4 protein-coding genes are annotated in these 4451 nt (G+C 67.7%); 2 read left to right on the top strand and 2 right to left on the bottom strand.

Annotated features, from left to right (window positions below; all coding sequences use genetic code 11):
* Positions 1-66 precede the first annotated feature (66 nt).
* The gene (gene mftF, locus WAW85_RS09500; protein ID WP_422559369.1) at positions 67-1485 is read right to left on the bottom strand and encodes a mycofactocin biosynthesis glycosyltransferase MftF; all 1419 of its coding nucleotides are present in this window, start codon (positions 1483-1485) and stop codon (positions 67-69) included.
* Complete coding sequence (mftE, locus tag WAW85_RS09495; RefSeq protein WP_422559368.1) at positions 1482-2216, bottom strand: mycofactocin biosynthesis peptidyl-dipeptidase MftE; 735 nt, start codon at positions 2214-2216, stop codon at positions 1482-1484. Before mftE ends, mftF begins: the two co-directional genes overlap by 4 nt.
* A 207-nt stretch (positions 2217-2423) precedes the next feature.
* Here mftE and WAW85_RS09490 point away from each other — a divergent pair, with 207 nt between their 5' ends.
* Together WAW85_RS09490 and WAW85_RS09485 are read left to right on the top strand one after the other, a co-directional pair.
* A complete protein-coding gene (locus WAW85_RS09490) occupies positions 2424-3536 on the top strand; it encodes a CaiB/BaiF CoA transferase family protein (protein WP_422559367.1) in 1113 nt (370 codons plus the stop codon).
* A gap of 61 nt (positions 3537-3597) precedes the next feature.
* Positions 3598-4398, top strand: coding sequence for a mycofactocin-coupled SDR family oxidoreductase (locus tag WAW85_RS09485; RefSeq protein WP_422559370.1), 801 nt, complete (start codon positions 3598-3600; stop codon positions 4396-4398).
* Positions 4399-4451 lie beyond the last annotated feature (53 nt).

The raw sequence follows: 4451 nt of genomic DNA, 5'->3' as shown, positions 1-4451 counted from the left end.
CCAGGCAGCCGGCCGTGCCGCCGCCGACCACCACGACGTCAGTCCGGTCCGGCAGCACCCCAGCCATCAGCGGCGATCCCCGCACCCCGCGAAGACCGGCGCTAGCGCCGTGAGCCTGCGTGCTGCTACCGCACCCTGCCAGAGACCGGCCCCGTAGGCGAGGTCGTCGAGGCGGCGCATCAGCACGTAGCCGACCGGTCCGACCCCGGGCGAATCGCCCTGTTTCACTTCGGCGCGTATCCACAGCACCAGCCCCTCGGCCACCGCCAACTGCACGACGTATCGCCGGAAGCCCGGCACCGCGAGCGCCACCAGCAGAGTGATTGGCCAGTAGTGCCGCAGCAATGCCTGCGTGGCCTGCAACAGACCCCAACCGAGTGCCCGGCTCGTGGTCTGCACGGCGATCCCGCTTGCCGCGGGGATCCCGGTCAGCCGCTTTCGGGTCTGCAGCGCGGTGCGCAGTGTCAGCACGCTGGCGAGCAGGAGGCCAAGGCGGGTGCGTGTGAGCAGCCCGATCACCGCGACTGCGATCGGCAGCGTCGAGCGCACCGGCGCCGCCGTCGCGCCATGGCGTCCGGCCAGCTTGGCCGCACCGGTGCCATAGAACCGGCGACGGTCCAGTAGCGCGGCCAAAGTCTCCCGGTGGTCGTGCCGGACGTGCGCGATCGGGTCGTAGTAGACCCGCCAGCCCGCAGCGTGGGTACGCCAGCAGAGGTCGACGTCCTCGGCTACCCGCAGCGAATCGTCAAAACCCTGGAATCCGTTGCGCCGCACCACCATTGCCGCGCTGGGCACATAGGGCAGCGGACTGCCCGGGGCGACAAGCGCTTCCGAAGGCCCCATATCGAGCGCCGAATGTACATTCGCGTAGCGCGCCGCGGTGGAATCCGACGTACGGGGTGGACGGCCCACGATGCGCGGTGCCACGATCCCCACCTTCGGATCGGAGAAGTGCGCCATCAAGATGGCCAGCCAGTCCCCGGTCGGGACCGTATCGGAGTCCAAGAACGCGACGAACTCAGAGTCAGACGCGGCCAGCCCCGCATTGCGCGCGCTCGCCGGACCCCGATTTTCGTCAAACCGGATCACGGTGACGCGCTCACCCGTGGCGTAGATCGGTTCCGCCGAGCCGTCGTCGACCACGATGACCAGATTGCCGGCAAGCTGCGATAGCAGGCGGTCGATCCCGGCCTGGTTGTCGCGGACCGGAATCACCACCGTGACGAGACTCGGATCAGGTCCAGCCATCGGCCGCGGACGGCCGATGTCGGTATCGAGGAGTTTGCGCGCGAGCGCACGAGTTGCGTTGTCGCACACCGCAATCCGCCCGTCATCAGAGGTCATCCCCAGCGCGGCTTCAGACAGCTTCAGTACCCGCGTCGGCGATCCGCCCACCAGGTAGCGCAGGTCCCCGCCGGGAATGCACTGCGGATTGATCTGGACTTGGAACCCATCGGGCAGCCGGTCATCGAGTGGGCCGGTCATCGCAGCTGCCCGGTCTCGTCGACTATCCACTGTGCCATCGCGCCGATCAGTCGCGTAGCAGTCGCCGCCAGATCCCGCGCGCCGTCGCCGCTATTGGCCACCGTCGGATCTCCGAGCACCCCGTTCGGGCTGACTCCGGCGACACCGGACTCGCGCAGCTCCGCCAGCAGCACTCCGATAGGCGCGGTGTTGCCGACCTCAGCTCGGTCCATCCGGACTCTCGACGGCGAAATCTCAAGAAGCACAGAGGTTTCCGTATGACCCGCGTGTGCGTCTGCGTTTGCGAACGCACACGGGAACCATGCGACGTCGCGACTCTCGGCACGCAGGGTGGCGACCGCTGAAGCCACCGCAGCGGCGTTACCGCCGTGCGCGTTCACCAGCACCAGTCGGTCGGCCCACCGGCAGGCACTGCGGCCGAGCTCAATCAGCAACTGCGTGAGCACTTCTGTCCCGATAGACACCGTTCCAGGGAAGCCCTCGTGCTCGCCGGACGCCCCGTACTCAACCGTCGGCGCGAGCAGGTACCGTCGATCCTCGTCGCTGCTGCCGCGCTCGGCCTCAAGGGCGGCCACGGCTCGCCCGGCCACTTCCTCGCCGATGCGGGAGTCGGTATCCAGCGGCAGGTGCGGTCCGTGCTGTTCCACCGATCCCACCGGGACCGCCACCGTGGTCGCGATCGACCCAAGGTCGGGCCACACCGCCGCACCGAGGCGGGGGACCAGTTTCATTGCGCAGACTCTACCCAGGACTTACCTCCAGGTGAACCCTCCCCGGCGAGATCCGCCCCGAAGTCCTCGCCGAATCACCTCTACTGAACCACGAACCCCTGCCGTTACCCGGGTCACGCGCTCGACGTTGCCACTAGCTAATGTAAGGCTGAAGTCGACGGCGAGTTCCCCGTCACCCACCGCGTCAATTCCGGAGGTATTCGGCCAGTGTCTGCTCCCACCCACCCGTCCAGCGGCCGCCGCGGCCCGCTCGCGGGCATTCGCGTCATCGAGTTCGCCGGCATCGGTCCCGGACCGCACGCCGCGATGCTGCTCGCTGATCTCGGCGCCGACGTCGTCCGCATTCAACGTCCCGGCGAGCTGCCGAAGGACGGCGCAAAGGCCGACGTCCTGCTCCGCGGTCGTCGGGTGGTCGAGGCAAATCTCAAGAACCCGGCCGATCGCGAAACCATCCTGAATCTGATCGCCAAGGCCGACGTGGTGGTCGAAGGCTTCCGCCCCGGAGTGATGGAACGGCTGGGATTCGGACCCGACGACTGCGCCGCAGTCAACCCGGGCCTCGTCTACGGCCGGATGACGGGGTGGGGCCAGGAGGGGCCACGCGCGCCGCTCGCTGGCCACGATATGAACTACATCGCCCTCACCGGCATGCTGCATGCGATCGGCCGCAAGGACGAAAAGCCCACTCCCCCATTGAATCTGGTCGGCGACTTCGGCGGCGGCTCGATGTTCCTGGTGGTTGGCATCCTCGCCGCGCTCGTCGAACGCTCGGTGTCCGGCAAGGGCGAGGTGATCGACGCCGCCATGGTCGACGGCGCGTCGGTTCTCGGCCAGATGATGTGGTCCTTCCGCGGCACCGGCCTCTGGCAGGACAAGCGCGGCGCGAACCTTCTGGACACCGGCGCCCCGTTCTACGAGGTGTACGAGACCTCCGACGGCAAGTGGCTGTCGGTCGGCGCTATCGAGCCGCAGTTCTACGCGCAGCTTCTCGACGGCCTCGGCCTCGATCCCGAGGCACTGCCGCACCAGCTCGACATGCCGCGTTGGGACGAGCTCAAGGAGGTCTTCGCCACGGTCATCAAGACCAAAACCCGCGACGAGTGGGCCGAGATCTTCGACGGCACGGACGCCTGCGTCGCCCCGATCCTCGACTTCACCGAGGCGCCGAACGATCCACACCTCGCCGACCGCGGCACCCTGGTAGAAGTCGACGGCGTGATGCAGGCGCAGGTGGCCCCGCGATTCGCCCGCTCGTCGACCCTCACTCCCGAGGCTCCGGCGCGCACGGCGACCGACCCGGCAGGCCTCTGGAACGACTGACCGCAGCGCGTCCACTCAAACTAGAACGTGTTACAGTTTGCCCACACTACGAGAGGGCATCATGGGTCAGTTTGACGGTCAGGTCGTCTACATCACCGGCATCGCACGAGGCCAGGGCCGCAACCATGCGATCCGGTTCGCCCGCGAGGGCGCCGCGGTCATCGGTCTGGACATCGCCGGCCCTGTCGCCGACCACGCCACCTATGCGCCGGCCACGCCCGACGACCTCGCCGAGACAGTGCGTCTGGTGGAGGCCGAGGGTGGACAGATCCTCGCGCGCCAGGGCGACATCCGAGATCTGGCGGTCCAGCAGGAGCTGCTCGAGGAGGGCGTCGCCCGGTTCGGCCGCCTGGACCACGTCGTGGCCAACGCCGGACTCCTGACCTGGGGTCTGGTCTGGGAGTTGAGCGAAGACCAGTTCACCGACGTGGTGGACGTGAACCTGACCGGCACCTGGAAGACCCTTAAGGCTGCGATCCCGCACATGCTCACCGCCCGCAACGGCGGATCGATCACCATCATGTCGTCGGTCGCCGGACTGAAGGCGATGCCGGCGCAGGCGTCCTACTCGGCCTCGAAGTTCGGCCTCCGCGGGCTTGCCCAAACGGCCGCCAAAGAGTTGGGGCCCAAGCACATTCGGGTCAACACGGTGCACCCGTACGCGGTGAACACCGAGATGGGCATCGGCGACTCGAGCGCCATCAAGGCCTTCGAGGACTGGGGAATGCACTTCCCGTCGCTGCTGGGCTACTACCCGGTCGCCTCGCTCGACGACCTCACCGACGCCGTCTTCTACCTGGCCACTGCCCAAGCCGTTACCGGCGCCGAGTTCCAGATCGACATGGGCCACTCCAAGGTCTAATCGCCCGGGGTCTGATCACCCTAGAGCCGAAATGCCGCTGGACTCGCTTTGGC

Origin of the sequence: Gordonia sp. (in: high G+C Gram-positive bacteria) (genome assembly GCF_049299075.1) — a bacterium.
Taxonomy (GTDB): domain Bacteria; phylum Actinomycetota; class Actinomycetes; order Mycobacteriales; family Mycobacteriaceae; genus Gordonia.
This window is presented reverse-complemented; position numbering and strand designations above follow the sequence as displayed.

What these genes read in the sequence shown, in the direction of transcription:
- mftF (WP_422559369.1), bottom strand. Translation starts at nt 1,485, where the DNA reads ATGACCGGCCCACTCGATGACCGGCTGCCCGATGGGTTCCAAGTCCAG.
- mftE (WP_422559368.1), bottom strand. Translation starts at nt 2,216, where the DNA reads ATGAAACTGGTCCCCCGCCTCGGTGCGGCGGTGTGGCCCGACCTTGGG.
- WAW85_RS09485 (WP_422559370.1), top strand. Translation starts at nt 3,598, where the DNA reads ATGGGTCAGTTTGACGGTCAGGTCGTCTACATCACCGGCATCGCACGA.